Genomic DNA, 18564 nt, shown 5'->3' with positions numbered 1-18564 from the left:
CGTATAATTTTGGGTAGAGACAAAAATGACTGACAGGAGAGGCGCGGGCACATCCTGCGGTGTTTACAAACCGCAAGGCAATATTTTGTGGCGGGCACTAGGAATTTTTTTCCTTTTCTTTGCAATGGTGTTTGTGGTTTCGCCGCAGCAGGCGCTGGCCCAAAATTACACGTTCAACTCGGTTCAGGTCGAAGGCAACCGACGGATTGAAACGTCCACCATAATAGCGCGTTCGGGAATCGAACGGGGCCAGCAGGTGACTGCGGGTCAGTTGAACGATGCCTATCAGCGTTTGCTTGACAGTGGTGTTTTTGAAACAGTCGAACTGACGCCAAAAGGCAGCACACTGGTCATTTCGGTCGAAGAATATCCGACGATCAACAAGATCAGTGTCGAAGGCAACCGCAGGGTCAAGGACGATGTGCTGATGGAGGCAATTGAGTCCCAGCCCCGTCGGGTGTTCACTCCGGAAGTCGCTGAAAAAGATGCCAACCTGATTGCTGAAATCTACTCGGCGCAAGGGCGGGTATCGGCAACTGTCATTCCCCAAATCATTCGCCGTAGCGACAATCGTGTTGATCTGGTTTTTGAGGTCTCCGAAGGCACCACAATCGAAATTGAACGTGTGAGCTTTGTCGGTAACCGTGTCTATTCAGACCGGCGTTTGCGCCGCATTCTGGAGACCAAGCAGGCCAACTTCCTGCGTACGTTCCTGCGCTCGGACACGTTTATCGCGGATCGTATCGAGTTCGACAAACAGGTGCTGCGTGATTTCTACCTGTCGCGGGGCTATGTCGATTTTCGCGTCAACAGCGCAAATGTTGAATTTACGCGCGAACGGGATGCCTTCTTTCTGGTGATGGATGTTACCGAAGGACAGCAGTTCAGGTTCGGACGCGTCTCAACAGTCAGCGAGATTCCCGGCGTTGATGCGGCAGCCTATCAGGATGCCCTCAAGATCAAACCCGGCGTGATCTATTCGCCGACCCACGTTGAAAACTCAATCGCACGGCAAGAACGTTTGGGGCTGAAGCAGGGCGTCGATTTTCTGAGGGTCGAGCCGCGTATCACACGAAATGACCGCGATCTTACGCTGGATGTTCAGTTTGTTCTGACTAAAGGTCCACGTATCTTTGTCGAGCGAATTGATATCGAAGGGAACACCACGACCCTGGACCGCGTGATCCGGCGGCAGTTCAACACTGTTGAAGGCGATCCGTTCAATCCGCGGGAAGTCCGTCAGAGTGCTGAACGCATCCGCGCGCTTGGCTTTTTCTCGACCGCTGATGTGGAAACGCGCGAGGGATCGTCGCCCAGCCAGGTCATCATCGACGTGGACGTTCAGGAACAGCCAACAGGCTCGCTCAGCCTTGGTGGTAGCTACTCGATCTCGGACGGTTTCGGGGTTGCAGTCGGTCTGACCGAGTCAAACTTCCTTGGGCGTGGGCAAACTCTGGGCCTCACCCTGTCAACGGCGCAGGACGCGGAACAGTACGTCATCAACTTTTCCGAGCCGTACCTGTTGGGCCGTAGACTTCGTTTTGATCTCGGAATGGGATTGGCTTCGCAAAACTCAAGCTTTGCGACCTATGACGTAGACCGTGTGTTCTTCAATCCTTCACTGTCCTACGCAATCGGCGAACTGTCGTCGGTTAGCCTGCGGTACAGATGGGAAAACAGTGAAATGACAGAGCAGGATGGTCAGACCAGTGGTGCTGTCATCAGCTCGGAAATCGCGCAAGGAGAACGCTCAACGAGTTCGCTTGGACTTTCCTATACCTATGACAGCCGGATTGGTGGTCTGAACCCGAATGCCGGCTTCCTGTTCGAGGTGGGCGTTGATGCCGCGGGTCTTGGCGGTGACAACGAATACTTCAAGACCAGCGCGCGTTCGATTGCTCAGACGCGGGTCTGGAACGAAGAGGTGACTTTGCGCGCGACAGTCGAGGCTGGTGCACTGCATTGGACCGGTGACAACTTCAGCCGTACCATCGACCGCTTTGTTCTTGGGCCGAATACATTCCGTGGGTTTGAACCGGCGGGCCTTGGGCCGCGGGATCTGTCGAACGGTCAGGATGATGCTATCGGCGGCAACTATTACTGGGTAACGCGCTTTGAGGCGGATTTCCCCCTCGGGCTGCCCGAAGAATTGGGCCTACGCGGTGGTTTGTTCTATGACATCGGCAACCTCTACAACCTCTCGAACGTGGATACGTCCGGCGGTACCATCGTTGGTGCAGACGGGTCGATCCGTCAGGTGATTGGCTTCTCCATCCTGTGGACGACAGGATTTGGCCCGCTTCGGTTCAACTTCTCGAAAGCAATCCAGAAAGAGGATTTCGACAAAGAACAGAACTTTGACCTGACGATTCAGGCCCGGTTCTGAGGACATGTTTGGAATACTCAGAGTAGTATCACAGGGCCCCTTGAGGGCCCTGTGTATTCTTTTGGCCCTGATCGGGCCAACTCAGACGTTGCCTCAGCAGTTGGGGGTTCCACAGGCGGCTATTCTCACGATCTCCAGTGATCGGCTTTTTTCAGGCTCGGCATTTGGGATGCGTGTGATCGGGGAAATTGAAGCCGAAGGTGCTCTGCTTGCGGCCGAAAATGAGCGAATCGTGGAAGATCTCAGCCGCGAGGAAAAGGATCTGACCGAAAAGCGCGCAACCATGACTGCTCAGGAATTTCGCCCCCTAGCCGAAGCGTTTGACAGAAAAGTTCAGACCCATCGTGAAAGTCAGCGCGCAAAATTGGACGCTTTGGCAATCCGTAGTGATGAGGCAAGGAGCCTGTTTCTCGAAATGGCGCGACCCATACTGGTTGATCTGCTGCGCGAGACGGGTGCGGGCCTGATTGTCGAAAGAACCGATGTATTTCTAAGCTCGGATGCAACGGATATCACGGATATTGCGATTGCGCGGATCGATGCCGCCATTGGCGATGGCTCGGAGCTGGAGCAGCAGGGCGCAGACTAGCGATGCTTGCCCTTGAGGTAGGAGATTGCTAATCCACTCGTAAAAGAACACCCGGAACAGGACGACCGCACGATGACCACGGAAACCAAAAGTGCCGACATTCAGTTGATTCAGAGGATTCTGCCTCATCGCTATCCGTTTCTGCTGGTCGACAAGGTGATCGATATCAAAGGGTATCATTCGGCCGTCGGCATCAAGAACGTGACCATGAACGAGCCGCATTTTCAGGGCCACTTTCCCGGAACGCCGATCATGCCGGGCGTGACCATCGTCGAGGCTATGGCCCAGACCGCGGGCGTAATGCTGGGTGTAGGTATGGATGTGATCGACAGCGAATTGCTGATCTATTTCATGAACATCGACAAGTGCAAATTCCGCCGCAAAGTGATCCCCGGCGATGTGCTTGAGATGCATGTTGAGACCGTGCGTGGTAAGATCGGTGGCAAGATCTTTAAATTCAGCGGTCGCGCGACCGTTGAAGGCGATGTAGCTGCCGAGGCCGAGTTCGCTGCCTATGTGGACTGGGACATGGAAAAAACAACATGAGCCGCATTCATCCCAGCGCGATCATCGAAGACGGTGCACAGATCGGCCAAGATTGTGAAATCGGCCCGTTTTGCTATGTCGGCGGACAAGTCCGGCTTGGTGATCGGGTCGTGTTGAAATCACATGTCGTTGTCACCGGTCAGACTTCGGTAGACGATGATTCCGTGATCTTCAATTTCGCTGTTATCGGAGAGATTCCTCAGGATCTTAAGTTCAAGGGCGAAAACACGCGTCTTGAAATCGGCAAGCGTAATCGCATTCGCGAGCATGTGACGATCAATGCCGGGACCGAAGGCGGTGGTGGAGTAACCCGGATCGGGGACGATTGCCTGCTGATGGCTGGCGCACATGTCGCCCACGATGTCCAGATTGGTGACCGCGTGATCATGGTGAACCATGCCGGTGCGGCGGGACATTGCATCGTTGGAGATGACGTTATCGTTGGCGGTCTGTCTGGGTTGCATCAATGGGTGCGCGTGGGGCAGGGCGCGATTATTGGCGCTCTGACGATGGTCGCCAATGATGTCATTCCTTATGGTCTTGTTCAGGCGTCGCGCGGTGAGCTGGATGGCCTGAACCTCGTGGGTTTGAAGCGGCGCGGCGTTGCGCGTGAAGATATTTCGGCGCTGCGGGCCGCATTTCGCGAGCTGTCCGACGGCGAAGGAACCTTTATGGACCGCGCCAAACGGTTGGGCGATGGAACCGACAGTGAATATGTTCGCCGGATCGTCGATTTCGTGACTGGCGAGACCGACCGCTCTTTCCTCACACCTAGGAAGTAATGCAATGCTGGCGCTGATTGCGGGAACCGGTGCCTTGCCGGAAGAGTTGGTGGCAAGATTGCCAGAGCGTCCGATGATATGCGCGATGGAAGGTTTCGAGCCTGAAAACCTGACCGCAGATCGTGTCTTTCCGCTGGAACAGCTGGGCAGTTTTATTGCCGATTTGCGCACGCGTGGAATTACCGAAGTCTGCATGGCCGGTGCGGTCCGACGTCCGGTCATCAATCCGGGCCGCATTGATGCGGAAACGATGCCGTTGGTTCCGATCTTGCAGCAGGCGATCATGTCGGGGGACGACGGGGCCTTGCGCGCGGTTATCGGCATTTTTGAAGATGCGGGTCTGGCGGTGCATGCCGCCCATGAACTGGCGCCGGATATACTACCGCCTTTGGGATGTCAGACGGAAACACGGCCTTCGGACAAGGATCTGACCGACGCTGACCGCGCGGCCGGGGTACTGCGGGTCATGAGCGCGGCTGATATCGGTCAGGCCTGTGTGGTTCTGGACAATCAGGTTTTGGCAGTCGAAGGAATTTTTGGCACCGCCTGGATGTTGCAATCGCTGGCGCAGCGGCCCGATGTTGGAGGTGGCGTGCTGTTCAAGGCTCCAAAATCGGGGCAGGACCGGCGCGCTGATCTGCCCGTCATTGGCCCTGATACAGTAACCGCTGCGGTAGCTGCCGGGCTAGCCGGAATCGTTGTCGAAAAAGGCGGTGTCATCGTGTTGGAGCGCGAGCGTGTGATCGAGGAATGCAACCGGCTGGGAATATTCCTTTACGTGCGTGAGCGCGCAGTCTGATGCGGGTATTTCTGGTCGCCGGTGAACCATCGGGCGACCGGTTGGGCGCCGCGTTGATGGAGGGGCTAAAGACCCTGGTTCCCGATCTGAGTTTCGATGGCGTTGGCGGTCCGCTCATGCAGGCGCAGGGATTGGACAGCCGATTTCCGATGTCCGAACTCAGCGTCATGGGGCTGGTAGAGGTTCTGCCCAAGTTTTTTCACCTCAAACGCCGGATATCTGAAACGGCCGAGGCAGTTCTGGCGACAAACCCGGACGTTCTGATCACTATCGACAGCCCCGATTTTTCCTTGCGCGTGGCCAAACAGGTCAAAGCCAGAAGCGATATTCGAACGGTGCACTACGTGGCCCCAAGTGTCTGGGCCTGGCGTCCCGGGCGCGCTGACAAGATGGCGAAGGTCATCGACCACGTTTTGGCGCTGCTGCCCTTTGAGCCGCCCTACATGGAGCGCGCCGGGATGGAGTGCGATTTCGTTGGGCATCCCGTCGTAAATGAGCCGACAGCAACCAACGATGATATTGCCGCATTCCGCGATGAATTCGGTATCGGGGAGGCACCCATACTGCTGGCTTTGCCGGGTTCACGACGGGGCGAGGTTGACAGGCTTGCCCCGGTGTTTGGTGAGGCGCTGACGGTGCTTCTGCAGGACCGGCCGGACATGCGCGTTGTGGTCCCGACCGTCGCGCACATGGCCGATGTGGTGTCAGAACACGTACAGAACTGGCCCGGTTCACCTGTGGTCGTTGATCCCCGCGGGATACCTGCCGATCAGGCAACGGCGCAAAAACGCGCAGCCTTTGCCGCGGCTGAGGTCGCATTGGCGGCTTCGGGCACAGTTTCTCTTGAACTTGCCGCGCAGTCGACTCCGATGGTCATTGCCTACAAGCTGACATGGCTGACCCAGAAAATGGCCGAACGGATGGTCAGGCTCGATACGGTAACTCTCGTCAATCTGGTCAGCGAAACGCGCGCAGTGCCCGAATGTCTGGGTCCGGAGTGTTTGCCGGAGCTCATCGCGGACAAGCTTGCAGGCGTCGCAGCCCATCCTGAAAGTCAGGCTGAGGCGATGCAGAGCACGATGGAACGCCTCGGTCGAGGGGGGGAGGCACCGGGGCTCAGGGCGGCTCGTGCGGTTCTGCAGCGGATGAAGACGTGATGGTTGATCACGTTGTCTTTGCGCTATCGGCCTTTTTGGCGCAGGTTCTGACCAATCTGGATAACCTGGCCGCGCTGATCGCGCTTATGCTGGTGTCAGGCCCGGTGCGGTCTGTATTGGGGTTCTTGCTGGCGCAGATCATCATTATCGGCGCGTCTGTTGCGGTGGCACTGGGTGTCGACGATATCGTTCCACAATGGGCGGGGTATCTGGGGCTGATCCCGCTGTGTCTGGGGGTCGTCGGAGCTATCAGGAGGTTTCGGGACAAAGATGGCGGTGACACCGCCCGCATCTCATCCAGCACCTCAATCCTTGTGACCACACTGATTTTCATCAGCCTGTCCATGGATACGTTTGCTGTTCTCGCTCCGCTGCTGGCGGATTCGGTACCGAGTTTCCGTCTTGCCGGTGCGGTTGGTGCAAGCCTTGCCGCGCTGGCGCTGGCGGCGCTGGCATTGCTGAGTACACGGACGCCCTTTATGACAGGGCGGGTTGCCCGCAGGCTGGAGGGCCTTGTCCCTTATGTGATGATAGGGGCCGGGCTGTATATCCTCAGCAATACATGGACCGACGCGATCTAGTACCCGCGCCAGATCCATCCGCCGCCAAAGATGCGGCTTCCTTCGGTTTCGTAGAACACGCAGGCCTGACCGGGGGAAATGCCTTCTTCCGCGGTCAGAAGTTCGACTTCGGCCGTTGTGTCAGACAGTGGGCGAATGATCGCTTCGCGCGGCGGTCGGGTCGAGCGGACCTTGACCGAAACATGCCATTCCCTTTGCGAGTCAAAAGGGGCATCGCCCAGCCAATTGATTTCGCGAACGGGTACGGTTCGCGTCGCCAGCATTTCTTTTGGCCCGACAACAACCTGCTTTTGGTCAACGTCCAGCTTTACGACATACAAGGGCTCGCTCAGGCCGCCAATTCCAAGACCCCGACGTTGTCCGATGGTGTAGTGGATCACGCCGGTGTGGGTGCCAAGAACCCGGCCATCGGCGTGCACGATCTCACCCGGTTCGGCTGCACCCGGCCGGAGTTTCTCGATTACGCTGGCATAGTTGCCATCAGGTACGAAACAGATGTCCTGACTGTCCGGCTTGTCTGCGACGGCCAGCCCATATTGTGCTGCCATTTCCCGGGTCGCGTCCTTGGAGGGAAGGTGACCAAGAGGGAAGCGCAGATAATCCAGCTGCTCTGGCGTGGTCGAGAACAGGAAGTAGGACTGATCGCGGTTCGCATCCTCGGCGCTGTGCAACTCAGCGCCGTTCGACCCCATCTTGCGTTGGATATAATGGCCTGTTGCCATGCAGTCGGCCTCAAGATCCCTGGCGGTTTCCAGCAGATCCTTGAATTTAACCCGCTCATTGCAGCGGATGCAGGGAACCGGGGTCGCACCGGCCAGATAGCTGTCGGCGAATTCGTCGATCACGGCATCCTTGAAGATGTTTTCATAATCCAGAACGTAGTGAGGGAACCCGCGCTCTTCGGCCACGCGCCGTGCGTCGTGAATGTCAATGCCCGCGCAACAAGCGCCTTTTTTGGCCAGTGCAGCGCCGTGATCATATAGCTGCAGGGTTACACCCACGACGTCATAACCCTGGTCGGCCAGATAGGCCGCTACAACGGAACTGTCCACGCCGCCGGACATGGCTACGACAACCCGCGTTTCCGAGGGTGGCTTGGCAAAGCCAAGCGAGTTCAGCGGGGTCTCGTTATCGAGGGCCATGTCGGATCCTGTGCGGGTTACGAAAGACCGGCAGAATATAGGAAAATTCGAGACACTCTCAAGAGGTGCTTTCATGCAGCGTTAAGTAAGCTGGGATCAGCTTATGGGAAGTAACAAAAGGGGCGCATGATGTATTTGCACAAAGTAGAAGGGCCTCGGTCGGTCACACTTCCGGACGGATCGATTTTGTCACGTGCTGATTTACCTTCTGAGGATACGCAGCGATGGGTTGCATCAAGAAAAGTGACAGTCGTTCGCGGGGTTCTTTATGGGCTGATAACCCTGTCGGAAGTGAAGCAAAAATATGGGGTTAGCGAGGAAGAGTTCAGCTTGTGGGCAACGGCGGTTGTCGAACATGGCGCAGATGCGCTGAAGGTAACTTCGCTAAAAAAATATAGACAACCTCAGGTAGAAAAGACTTAATAGCGATATCGGTAACGTTGGGTTAACCAATCTTGGTCAGATTTGAATTGAAATCTGAGTATTTACGAAACTGGAGCTTTGATATGCGCATACTTCTTGTTGAGGATGACCCGACAACTTCCAAAAGCATCGAGTTAATGCTGACGCATGCCAATCTGAACGTCTATGCGACGGATCTTGGTGAGGAAGGCATAGATCTGGCAAAGCTCTATGACTACGATTTGATTCTGCTGGATCTGAATCTACCGGACATGACGGGGCACGAGGTCTTGCGCCAGCTGCGCATCGCGCGGGTCGAAACACCGATATTGATTCTTTCGGGTGCCGATGACACCGAAAGCAAGATCAAGGGATTTGGTTTCGGGGCCGACGATTATCTGACAAAACCGTTTCATCGGGAAGAGTTGGTAGCGCGAATTCACGCGATTATTCGTCGTTCAAAGGGACATTCGCAGTCGATCATCCGGACCGGGCGCGTTGCCGTAAATCTGGACGCCAAAACGGTGGATGTCGAAGGCACACCAGTGCATTTGACAGGCAAGGAATACCAGATGCTGGAACTACTGAGTCTGCGCAAGGGAACGACATTGACGAAAGAGATGTTCCTGAATCACCTGTACGGGGGAATGGACGAACCTGAACTTAAGATTATCGACGTTTTCATCTGCAAACTGCGCAAAAAACTAAGCAACGCAACGGATGGCGAAAACTATATCGAAACCGTCTGGGGGCGTGGCTATGTCCTAAGAGACCCGCAATCCAACGCGATGGGCGAGGCGCGGCTTGCCGTCGGCGCCTGATGTAATCACGATGCGCCGCTGGCGGTCCGGGGCGGCAAGTTCACTCACGGCTTAGCATGACTGGACCTGATCATGGCCTCGCCCTATCACTGGTTCCCAAGATCAAGTGATAGGGCGAGGCCATGAGCGATACGATTCCCGCTGAGAAACTTACCGAAGCGCAGGCGCATAACGAATTGAAGCGCCTGGCCGACCTGCTCAGCCGTGCCAATGAGCGTTATCACACTGACGATTCACCCGAGATTTCTGATGCCGAATATGACGCGCTGAAGTTGCGCAATCAGCGGATCGAGGACCTTTTCCCGCACCTGAAGCGGAGTGATAGTCCTTCAGAACAGGTTGGCGCACGCCCTGCGGACGGATTTTCCAAGATCACACATTCTGTGCGCATGATGTCACTCGGAAATGCGTTTGATGATGCGGACGTGGTCGATTTCGATCAATCCGTTCGCAAATATCTTGGGCTGACTGAAAATGACGAACTGGCATATACAGCAGAACCAAAGATTGATGGGCTTTCGTTGTCGCTGCGATACGAAAAAGGCGAGTTGATACAGGCCGCAACCCGTGGCGACGGTGAGGTCGGGGAAAACGTTACTGCTAATGCCCGGACAGTCGGGGACATCCCCAAACAAATCTTCGGCGCGCCAGATGTGCTGGAGGTTCGTGGCGAAATCTACATGTCCCACGAAGACTTCGACGCGCTGAATATGCGACAAGCCGATGTTGGAGGAAAAACCTTTGCGAACCCGCGCAACGCTGCTGCGGGATCATTGCGGCAACTGGATGCCGAGATCACCCGTGCGCGGCCACTTCGTTTTTTTGCGTACGCATGGGGAGACGTGTCAGAACGCCTTGCGGCCACACAATTCAAAGCGATCGAGCGTTTACAGGAGTTTGGGTTTCAAACCAACCCACTGACACGGCTATGTGCGTCGACAAGCGAGATGCTGGATCACTATGCAGGGATTGAAGCGCAGCGCTCCACATTGGGCTACGATATTGATGGTGTTGTGTACAAGGTCAATGACTTGACACTGCAATCGCGGCTCGGGTTTCGCTCGACCACACCCAGATGGGCAATTGCGCACAAGTTTCCGGCTGAACTCGCCTGGACCAAACTGGAGGCAATTGACATTCAGGTTGGTCGAACAGGCGCGCTGAGCCCGGTGGCGCGTCTACACCCAGTGACTGTCGGTGGCGTTGTTGTATCAAATGCAACGCTTCACAATGAGGACTATATCGCGGGAAAGGACTCTAAGGGGGAGGAAATTCGCGGCGGCAAGGACATCCGGGTGGGTGATTGGGTCCAGGTATACCGTGCGGGCGACGTAATACCCAAAGTGGCCGATGTTGATTTGTCCAAACGTCCGGAGAGCGCAGTCCCTTTTGATTTTCCGATAAAGTGCCCCGAATGCGGTAGTGATGCCGTACGGGAAGAAGGGGATGCCGTAAGACGCTGTACTGGCGGGTTGATCTGCCCGGCACAGGCAATGGAAAAACTGAAACATTTCGTATCCCGCAAGGCGTTCGACATCGAAGGGCTGGGGGCAAAACAGATCGAAATGTTCTATGATGACCCGGACCTTCCGATAAAGGCGCCAGCAGATATCTTTACGTTGCAGGAACGTGATGGTGCCAACCTGACAAAGCTCGCCAACCGTAAGGGGTGGGGTGCGCAAAGTGCGTCCAACCTGTGGTTGGCGATAGAGGAGAAACGCACCGTTTCATTTGGCCGGCTGCTATTTGCACTGGGTATTCGTCATGTGGGTGAGGCCGCTTCGAACTTGATAGCGAACCACTATGGTACATGGTCCGAGTTCGAAAAGTGCATTACAGCCGCAAAAGGTCTCGAAGGCCCCGAATGGGAGGACCTTCTGGCAATTGATGGCGTGGGCGAGGTTATGGCACACGCGCTTGTCTCGGCCTTTGCGCAAACGGCCGAGCGGGAGAGCATTGATGAACTGGTTGCAATGCTCAATGTACAGGAGGCCAAACGCCCAAATACGTCCGGAAGTCCGGTCGCCGGGAAAACGGTGGTGTTCACGGGGACCCTTGAAAAAATGACGCGCGCGGAAGCCAAGGCGCGGGCCGAAGCGTTAGGGGCCAAGGTTTCGGGCTCGGTCAGCAAGAAAACTGATATCTTGGTTGCCGGTCCGGGGGCGGGTTCAAAGGCGAAAAAGGCCGCAGAGCTGGGCATCGAAACACTGGATGAGGACGGCTGGTTGCAGCTGATCGGGGATGTATGAGCGGGCGGCCTGAATCACTATTTCCGCTATTTTCCAAGCTTGAAACACTGGACGGCGTGGGGCCAAAAACAGCCAGGCTGTTAGCGCAGATCGATATTGAAACGCCTAGGGACGTTCTGTTTTCACTGCCTTACGCCGTGGTAGACAGACGCCGCAGGGATACCATTCAGGGTGCTGATCTGCCATCAACCCTGACCGTTGAAGTCACTGTCGGAGTGCATCGCCCACCAAGAACGAAGGGCGGCGCGTATCGCATTCACGTTGAAGACGCGCGGGCCGAATTCCAGCTGGTTTTCTTTCATGCCAGAGGGGATTATCTGAAAAAAATCTTGCCGCAGGGCGCACGCCGGGTGGTTTCCGGTAAACTGGAACTGTTCGATGGAATGGCCCAGATGGTGCACCCCGATCACGTCCTTCCACCTGAGGAGGCAAGTGAAATCCCTGAGTTCGAACCGGTCTATCATCTGACACAGGGCGTAACCCAGAAAACGGCCTTTAAGGCGGCGCGCAGCGCATTGTCACGCGCCCCGGATTTGCCGGAGTGGATCGATCCTGCCCAGGTGGCCAAAATGAAATGGCCTGACTGGCTTGGGGCAATCCAATCCGGACACGCACCGCAAGGCGCTGATGACGTTGCACTTACGGCGCCTGCGCGTGAGCGTTTGGCATATGACGAGTTCTTTGCCCACCAACTGACGCTAGGATTAGCACGGCAGCGGGAAAGAAAGGCGCGGGGAACGGCAAGCGTGGGGTCAGGAAAGCTGCAGTCGAAAGTACTGAACAGCCTGCCATATCACCCCACCAACGCGCAGTTGCGGGCCATCGATGAGATTGCTGCAGATATGGCATTGGAATCGCGGATGAACCGTTTGCTGCAGGGAGATGTGGGCGCGGGAAAAACTTTGGTTGCTTTCATAGCCTTGCTTGTTGCGGTTGAAGCTGGCGGGCAGGGGGTCATGATGGCGCCGACCGAAATTTTGGCGCGTCAGCATCTGGAAGGTCTCCGACCGCTGGCAGAAGAGGCCGGGGTCGTGTTGGAAATCCTGACCGGTCGCGACAAAGGTGCCGAACGCAAGGCAAAGCTCGCCGCGCTGAAAGGTGGAAACATTCACATCCTGGTTGGAACGCATGCAGTATTCCAGAGTGATGTCGAATTCCATGATCTTCGCATCGCCATAGTGGACGAGCAACATCGGTTTGGTGTTCGGCAGCGTATGGAATTGGCGGAAAAGGGGGTGGCAGCAGATGTGCTTGTGATGACTGCCACGCCCATTCCGCGCAGTCTTGCACTGACACAGTACGGAGACATGGACGTTTCTGTGCTGGACGAAAAACCGCCAGGTCGTAAGCCAATCCGGACTGCAATTCTAAGTACGCAACGCATCGATGAAGTTGTCGCGCATCTGAAGAGAGCGATTGAGGACGGGCGGCAATGTTATTGGGTTTGTCCTCTGGTTGATGAATCCGAGGTCTCTGATCTGACTGCGGCCGAAGAACGGTTCAAACGCCTGCGGGCCATTCTGGGGGACGGCATCGTCGGGCTTGTGCATGGACAAATGCCGCCGCCGGAAAAGGATGCGGCAATGGCTGCATTCCAATCTGGGGAAACCAAGGTTCTGGTGGCCACAACCGTAATTGAAGTTGGGGTAAACGTCCCGAACGCATCAATCATGGTGATCGAGCGGGCCGAGATCTTTGGCCTTGCCCAATTACACCAGTTGCGCGGTCGTGTGGGTCGTGGGGATGCCGAATCCACGTGCTTGCTGATGTATCAGCCACCGCTTAGTGAAGGAGGACGTCGACGTCTGGAAGTATTGCGTGAGACGGAGGACGGATTTCGCATAGCCGAGACCGATCTGGAAATGAGAGGTGCCGGTGACATGATTGGAACCGCGCAGTCCGGCCTTCCGAAATTTCGTGTTGCTGATCTTGAACGTCAGGCCGGTTTAATGGCCGTCGCGCAGTCCGATGCTCGGGCTTTGCTGGCATCTGATCCCAAATTAACCACGGGTCGCGGAAAGGCGGCCCGCACCCTTTTGTGGTTAATGAAACAGGATCAGGCGATACGTTTGATTTCAGTGGGTTAGGGGATATGTAGCTGAAAAGTTCGCAAATGTTCTCAAAAAGTTCTTTACCGAACTGGAAAAATATGAGAACAAAAGGTCAACAAATGATTAAACCCTGACCGGAGGTGAGACCATGCTGACCCAGATCAAGACAGCCTTCAGCCGTTCGCAGAGCACGCTTTTTCAGGATGCTGTCGGTGTGGCGTCTTTGGTGGTCATGCTTGTTGTTGCACTACACATGCCTGCGGGGTTCTGACTTTTCTGCCTGCGATCTCGTGCCGCTGAATCCGCGCCTGTCTTCCCCATTGTTTCAAGGATGACTTACCTGTCCCGTTTTCCTTGAGGGGCCTTGCCTCGGCCCCAGTGCGGATATCCGGACCCCACGCGAGAAACGCAATACCTGCCGCCGCTCTCTCCGCCCGGGAGAAGCGGCGGTTTTTTTTATAACTGGCCCGTTTTGATGATTTCCAGCAAAGCGGACAAAACGGAATTGGCAGCAACCGAAGCCAAGATCATTCCCATCACACGGCTGATGATCGCCGATCCCGAATGGCCGATCAGACGAATGATTGGATCTGCTAGCAACATCAGAACATACGCAATTGCAATCACGGCGAGCATGACCAGCGCTGTAACCCCCTGGTCGGCAACGCTATAGCGGTTGTTGTCGGTTAGAATAACGATGGCAAGCATGGCACCGGGTGACGCCAAAGATGGAACTGCCAAGGGAAAGATTGCCGGATTGGGTTTGTGGGGATCGGCCTGGGATTCTTCTTCTGCTTGCCGCTGCTCTGTATCGGGTTTGCTTTCTCCGAAAATCATCGTCAGGGCAAACAGAAACAGAATGATACCGCCAGCGACCTGAAACGAGTTTAAGCCGATTTCCAGCGCTTCGATAAGAAGCTGTCCGAACACCAGAAAGAAAAGCAGCACACCGGCGCTGACTGCGGCCGCCAACAAAGCCGTGCGGCGGCGTGCCGACGCTTCGATACCAGCGGTTACCGCAATGAACACGGGGATCGTTCCGATCGGATCTATCACGACCCAAAGTGTAACGAAGTGCTCAAGCAAACTATGCAAAACAAAATCCCCCTCTGAAATTAAAGGGAGATTAGTCGCGTTTGTCTCAGATTGCCACGCTTAGGCGCAATTGGCCTGTTCTGCTGTTTCCATGGCCTCGGCCGTGGCCTCGAGCGCAAGCAGGATCGATGCATGACGGTTTTTATAGTCACGCGCAGGCATCAGAACTTCGAGCCCGTCAAACGGGGCATCGGGCGCCGGTCCGTCGTTTCTGAGCATATTCTTCAACTGGTCGCGGGCCGTTTCGATCTGCGCGCGTGTTGCCCCCAGAATCGCGGCACCAACGACCGAAGCTGATGCCTGACCCAATGCACATGCTTTGACGTCCTGCCCGAACTCGGTGACCTTATCACCGGCGACCTTAATGTCCACAGTGACAGTCGAGCCGCACAGAGGTGAGCGTTTCTTGACCGTCGCATCGGGGTTTTCCAGCCGGTCCAGATGCGGGATATCGGCCGCAAGCGCTAGAATGCGACCGGAATAGAGCTTTATCAGATCTGTCTCGCCGGACATGGGTTTCCCTCGTTGTCTGTTCCCCATACATAGTGGTCACGATGAAGGATGCAAAAGGTTTTTACCATGTCGACTTTCGTGCCATTCGACCCCTCGACTTTGAAATACAACGAAGCAGGCCTGATCCCCGCGATTGCTCAGGATCATACCAGCGGAGACGTCCTGATGATGGCATGGATGAATGCGGAAGCAGTGGTGCGAACGCTGGAAACAGGCCGGGTAACCTATTGGTCGCGTTCACGTAAATCCTTTTGGGTCAAAGGGGAAACGTCAGGCCACGTACAGGAGCTGATTGATTTCCGTGTTGATTGCGATCGGGATTGCCTGTTGGTACTTGTTCGCCAGACAGGTCCGGCGTGCCACACAAACCGGCGCAGTTGTTTCTATACTTCGGTGCAGGACGGGGCTGAAGTCGAGCTTATGGCCCCGATGGTGTGACACTGATTTGCACGCAAGGCGAGGGGCCTGAAACCGGGATCAAAGCCCGACCATCGCTCTGACGTCTTCAGGCGTGGCGCCTTCGTCGCGATACTTCTGAATCGCCCGCGCATCATCCCGTTTTGCCAGTCGTTTACCGTTTTCGTCGCGGATGAGGGGGTGGTGATGGTAAACCGGGGTCGGCAAGTCCAGCAGGGATTGCAGCAGGACGTGTATCTGCGTCGCCTCGAACATGTCTTCGCCGCGTACAACGTGGGTGATATTCTGATCGGCGTCGTCGACCACAACTGACAAGTGATACGAGCCCGCCATATTACGACGGACAAGAACAATATCTCCAACTGCCTGAACAAGTGTTTCCGGGTCCAATTGATGCTTTCCTGAGTAAGCAGGACCTGTTTCTTCAAAGGACCGCAAGTTTGCGCAATCGACCGCTTTTTGCATGTCGAGGCGCAAGGCCTCGTTTGCGGATGCTTCAGACAACGGGCGCTTGCGGCAAGTGCCGGGATAAATTCGGCCATCCGGGCCGAATTGAGGAGCACCCTCCTGCGGAGCCCCAGCGGCTGCCTTGATATCTGCCCTGTTGCAGCGGCACGGGTAGACAAGTCCCATCTCCGTCAATTGCTTTACAGCCTGGCCATATCTGTGGAGCCGATCTGATTGACGCAAAACGGGAGATGGCCAGGAAAGCCCTAACCAGCCAAGATCATCATAAATCTGATTTTCCCACTGGATGCGTGATCGTGACTGATCGATATCTTCGATCCTCAACAAGAAGCGCCCGTTAGATTCGCGTGCCATGTCTGCAGCCAAAAGCGCCGAATAGGCATGTCCAAGATGAAGTGGACCTGTAGGCGATGGAGCAAATCGAGTGATGAATTTCACGTTTTCTCAACAACGTAAACGTCGGACTTCAAGTCCATACCTGGCAAGTGTGGACCGTATTCCCGAAACAGCAAACGCGCCGACCCCATATCCAGCCAATCATTGAGACGCCCGGAATAAGCACGATCAGCCAGCGCGTGGTCATTGAAAGAAAAGGCCAGCAATCCACCTTTGGGTAACGCATTCATCAGCAAGTCAAAGGTTTCTGGCGGCGCTGCGCCGACACCGATTACCCCTATGGCGGTGATTGCTTTATAGGCGCCTTGCTGCAGCGGGTCGGGGTCCTCGATTTCAAATGTAGAAAGAGTCCGGTAGACACCTTTGGCCAATGCGCCTTCCAACATTTGTGGTGTTGGGTCTAAGCCATCGATAACTTCGAAACCGACCTTGCTCAGGGCGACGCCGGACAACCCGGTACCGCATCCATAGTCCAGAATTGGGGTCTGTGCTTCGGGCATTTTCGACCACAACGCCTCGGCAACCCGCCCCGGTGTGGCATAGCCATGCTCGCCGACCTCGCTATCGTAGGAGTCTGCCCATTTTTCATAATGCGCACGGGTTTCCTGCGGAGTTGAGAGGTCGTAAGTGTCTTTCAGGAATTTGTCACTCATGCCACCATGTTAGGCGCTTCGGACGCGCGCCGTCCAGTCAGCATTGTTCCAGCCACGTGGTCCATGCGGCCTTGGCGCGGTCTGTATAAGCCTTGTACCGATCCTTGCGACCGCGACGTCCCCCTTTGAGCCCATCGACCGGGCGGAACAGACCAAAGTTGACATTCATCGGTTGAAAGGTTTTGGCCTCGGCTCCGCCGGTGATGTGGTGGATCAGCGCGCCCATGGCGCTGTCCTGAGGAACGTCAGCCAGAGACCGGCCCAGGATTTCAGCAGCAGCCATACGGCCCGCCAGCAATCCCATCGCCGCGCTTTCCACATAACCTTCAACGCCGGTGATCTGACCGGCAAAGCGGATGTTGGCCTTGGATTTCAGCCGCATTTGCGCGTCGAGCAATGTGGGGGAGTTGATGAAAGTATTGCGATGGATTCCACCCAAGCGCGCAAAACCGGCATTTTCCAGACCGGGGATCATGCGGAAAACCTCGGTCTGTGCTCCATATTTCATCTTGGTCTGGAAGCCGACGATATTGAACAAGGTTCCCAGCGCATTGTCGCGCCGCAGTTGGACGACGGCATGGGGTTTGACATCCGGCTGGTGGGGGTTGGTCAGGCCCACGGGTTTCATCGGCCCGTGGCGCAGGGTTTCCCGTCCGCGCTCGGCCATGACTTCGATGGGCAGGCAGCCGTCAAAGTATCCGGCAGTTTCGCCTTCGTGAAATTCCGTCTTATCAGCGGCAAGCAGGGCGTCAATGAACGCCTCGTACTGATCCCGGTTCATGGGGCAATTGAGATAGGCGGTGCGCTCTTCTTCTGTTTCACCCTTGTCATAGCGTGACTGCATCCACGCCTGCGTCATGTCGATACTGTCAGCGTAGACGATCGGTGCGATGGCATCAAAAAAGGCAAGGGATTCGGCGCCGGTTTCCTTGCGGATCGCTTCACCAAGAGATGGGGAGGTAAGGGGGCCCGTGGCAAAGATCCATTTACCGTCGTCAGGCAAGTTGCTGACTTCTTCACCGGTCACCGAAATACGCGGGTGGGCGCGCAGTTTTGCGGTTACGGTTTCCGAAAACGGATCACGGTCGACGGCCAGTGCGCCGCCAGCTGGTAGGCGATGCGCGTCGGCAGAATTCATGATCAAACCGTTCGCCGCCCTCATTTCCCAGTGAAGCAGTCCAACGGCATTCTGCTCGTCATCGTCAGAACGGAACGAGTTAGAGCATACCATTTCCGCCAGATTGCCGGTTTGATGCGCGAAGGTGCCCACATTGGGTCGCATTTCATGGATGACTACATCCACGCCCATTTCGGCGGCCTGCCATGCGGCTTCTGAACCGGCCATGCCGCCGCCAACGATATGTAATGTCTCGGTCATGGGCAGCCACATAGGGCAGCGTGCGTGAATACGCAACGCCATGCTCATTCATTGCTGCTTGTAAGGGAAGTCTTGGGGTCGCCGCTGCGGGAATGTCGACGCCGGTGAGAGAGACCAGCTTGGAGGGACCTTCCGCCCA

19 protein-coding genes are annotated in these 18564 nt (G+C 55.9%); 13 read left to right on the top strand and 6 right to left on the bottom strand.

Annotation, left to right across the window (positions count from 1 at the left end):
- The first annotated feature begins 25 nt into the window (after positions 1 to 25).
- From bamA to ACR0NW_RS06315, 7 genes are all read left to right on the top strand, one after another.
- Complete coding sequence (gene bamA / locus ACR0NW_RS06345) at positions 26 to 2386, top strand: outer membrane protein assembly factor BamA (protein ID WP_480449664.1); 2361 nt, start codon at positions 26 to 28, stop codon at positions 2384 to 2386.
- A 4-nt stretch (positions 2387 to 2390) separates the two neighbouring features.
- Positions 2391 to 2975, top strand: coding sequence for an OmpH/Skp family outer membrane protein (locus ACR0NW_RS06340; RefSeq protein ID WP_480449663.1), 585 nt, complete (start codon positions 2391 to 2393; stop codon positions 2973 to 2975).
- Between the two features lie 72 nt (positions 2976 to 3047).
- The gene (gene fabZ, locus ACR0NW_RS06335; RefSeq protein ID WP_170652484.1) at positions 3048 to 3521 is read left to right on the top strand and encodes a 3-hydroxyacyl-ACP dehydratase FabZ; all 474 of its coding nucleotides are present in this window, start codon (positions 3048 to 3050) and stop codon (positions 3519 to 3521) included.
- Positions 3518 to 4303 carry an acyl-ACP--UDP-N-acetylglucosamine O-acyltransferase gene (lpxA, locus tag ACR0NW_RS06330; RefSeq protein WP_480449662.1) on the top strand — a complete coding sequence of 262 codons (786 nt, stop codon included), beginning with the start codon at positions 3518 to 3520 and terminating at the stop codon, positions 4301 to 4303. The genes fabZ and lpxA overlap by 4 nt, the downstream gene beginning before the upstream one ends.
- Positions 4304 to 4307: 4 nt before the next feature.
- On the top strand, positions 4308 to 5102 hold the full coding sequence (locus ACR0NW_RS06325; protein ID WP_480449661.1) for an LpxI family protein: 795 nt from the start codon (positions 4308 to 4310) through the stop codon (positions 5100 to 5102).
- The gene (lpxB, locus tag ACR0NW_RS06320; RefSeq protein WP_480449659.1) at positions 5102 to 6259 is read left to right on the top strand and encodes a lipid-A-disaccharide synthase; all 1158 of its coding nucleotides are present in this window, start codon (positions 5102 to 5104) and stop codon (positions 6257 to 6259) included. The genes ACR0NW_RS06325 and lpxB overlap by 1 nt, the downstream gene beginning before the upstream one ends.
- Positions 6259 to 6840 (top strand): cadmium resistance transporter, encoded by a 582-nt coding sequence (locus ACR0NW_RS06315; protein ID WP_480449658.1) that lies wholly within the window; start codon positions 6259 to 6261, stop codon positions 6838 to 6840. Before lpxB ends, ACR0NW_RS06315 begins: the two co-directional genes overlap by 1 nt.
- On the opposite strand, the gene mnmA is transcribed toward ACR0NW_RS06315, so the two are convergent.
- Positions 6837 to 7982: a tRNA 2-thiouridine(34) synthase MnmA gene (mnmA, locus tag ACR0NW_RS06310; protein ID WP_480449657.1), complete on the bottom strand. Its 1146-nt coding sequence runs from the start codon at positions 7980 to 7982 to the stop codon at positions 6837 to 6839. The two genes, ACR0NW_RS06315 and mnmA, sit on opposite strands and share 4 nt — an antisense overlap.
- A gap of 129 nt (positions 7983 to 8111) precedes the next feature.
- Here mnmA and sciP point away from each other — a divergent pair, with 129 nt between their 5' ends.
- The 5 genes from sciP to ACR0NW_RS06285 all read left to right on the top strand — a co-directional run bounded on the left by sciP (position 8112) and on the right by ACR0NW_RS06285 (position 13776).
- Complete coding sequence (gene sciP, locus ACR0NW_RS06305) at positions 8112 to 8405, top strand: CtrA inhibitor SciP (RefSeq protein ID WP_480449655.1); 294 nt, start codon at positions 8112 to 8114, stop codon at positions 8403 to 8405.
- An 83-nt stretch (positions 8406 to 8488) separates the two neighbouring features.
- Positions 8489 to 9205, top strand: a complete 717-nt coding sequence (ctrA, locus tag ACR0NW_RS06300; RefSeq protein WP_480449653.1) for a response regulator transcription factor CtrA — start codon at positions 8489 to 8491, stop codon at positions 9203 to 9205.
- A 122-nt stretch (positions 9206 to 9327) separates the two neighbouring features.
- A complete protein-coding gene (ligA, locus tag ACR0NW_RS06295; protein WP_480449651.1) occupies positions 9328 to 11454 on the top strand; it encodes an NAD-dependent DNA ligase LigA in 2127 nt (708 codons plus the stop codon).
- Complete coding sequence (recG, locus tag ACR0NW_RS06290) at positions 11451 to 13541, top strand: ATP-dependent DNA helicase RecG (protein WP_480449649.1); 2091 nt, start codon at positions 11451 to 11453, stop codon at positions 13539 to 13541. Before ligA ends, recG begins: the two co-directional genes overlap by 4 nt.
- Before the next feature lie 112 nt (positions 13542 to 13653).
- Positions 13654 to 13776 (top strand): hypothetical protein, encoded by a 123-nt coding sequence (locus tag ACR0NW_RS06285; protein WP_480449647.1) that lies wholly within the window; start codon positions 13654 to 13656, stop codon positions 13774 to 13776.
- A 185-nt stretch (positions 13777 to 13961) separates the two neighbouring features.
- Here the strand turns inward: ACR0NW_RS06285 and ACR0NW_RS06280 are convergent, their stop codons facing one another.
- Together ACR0NW_RS06280 and ACR0NW_RS06275 are read right to left on the bottom strand one after the other, a co-directional pair.
- Positions 13962 to 14600, bottom strand: a complete 639-nt coding sequence (locus ACR0NW_RS06280; protein WP_170652504.1) for a MarC family protein — start codon at positions 14598 to 14600, stop codon at positions 13962 to 13964.
- A gap of 60 nt (positions 14601 to 14660) precedes the next feature.
- Entirely contained in the window at positions 14661 to 15113 is a 453-nt protein-coding gene (locus tag ACR0NW_RS06275; protein ID WP_480449645.1) for an iron-sulfur cluster assembly scaffold protein, read from the bottom strand.
- Positions 15114 to 15161: 48 nt separating this feature from the next.
- On the opposite strand from ACR0NW_RS06275, the gene hisI reads away from it, so the two are divergent.
- The gene (gene hisI / locus ACR0NW_RS06270; RefSeq protein ID WP_170652508.1) at positions 15162 to 15551 is read left to right on the top strand and encodes a phosphoribosyl-AMP cyclohydrolase; all 390 of its coding nucleotides are present in this window, start codon (positions 15162 to 15164) and stop codon (positions 15549 to 15551) included.
- A gap of 39 nt (positions 15552 to 15590) precedes the next feature.
- On the opposite strand, the gene gluQRS is transcribed toward hisI, so the two are convergent.
- Genes gluQRS through trmFO form a run of 3 tightly spaced genes read right to left on the bottom strand, consistent with a single transcriptional unit; the run spans position 15591 to position 18425 of the window.
- Positions 15591 to 16436, bottom strand: coding sequence for a tRNA glutamyl-Q(34) synthetase GluQRS (gene gluQRS / locus ACR0NW_RS06265; protein WP_480449643.1), 846 nt, complete (start codon positions 16434 to 16436; stop codon positions 15591 to 15593).
- Complete coding sequence (locus tag ACR0NW_RS06260) at positions 16433 to 17047, bottom strand: class I SAM-dependent DNA methyltransferase (RefSeq protein WP_480449641.1); 615 nt, start codon at positions 17045 to 17047, stop codon at positions 16433 to 16435. The genes gluQRS and ACR0NW_RS06260 overlap by 4 nt, the downstream gene beginning before the upstream one ends.
- A gap of 37 nt (positions 17048 to 17084) precedes the next feature.
- Entirely contained in the window at positions 17085 to 18425 is a 1341-nt protein-coding gene (gene trmFO, locus ACR0NW_RS06255; RefSeq protein WP_480449639.1) for a methylenetetrahydrofolate--tRNA-(uracil(54)-C(5))-methyltransferase (FADH(2)-oxidizing) TrmFO, read from the bottom strand.
- Positions 18426 to 18564: the final 139 nt, after the last annotated feature.

Source organism: Ruegeria sp. CF5 (assembly GCF_056537325.1).
This window is presented reverse-complemented; position numbering and strand designations above follow the sequence as displayed.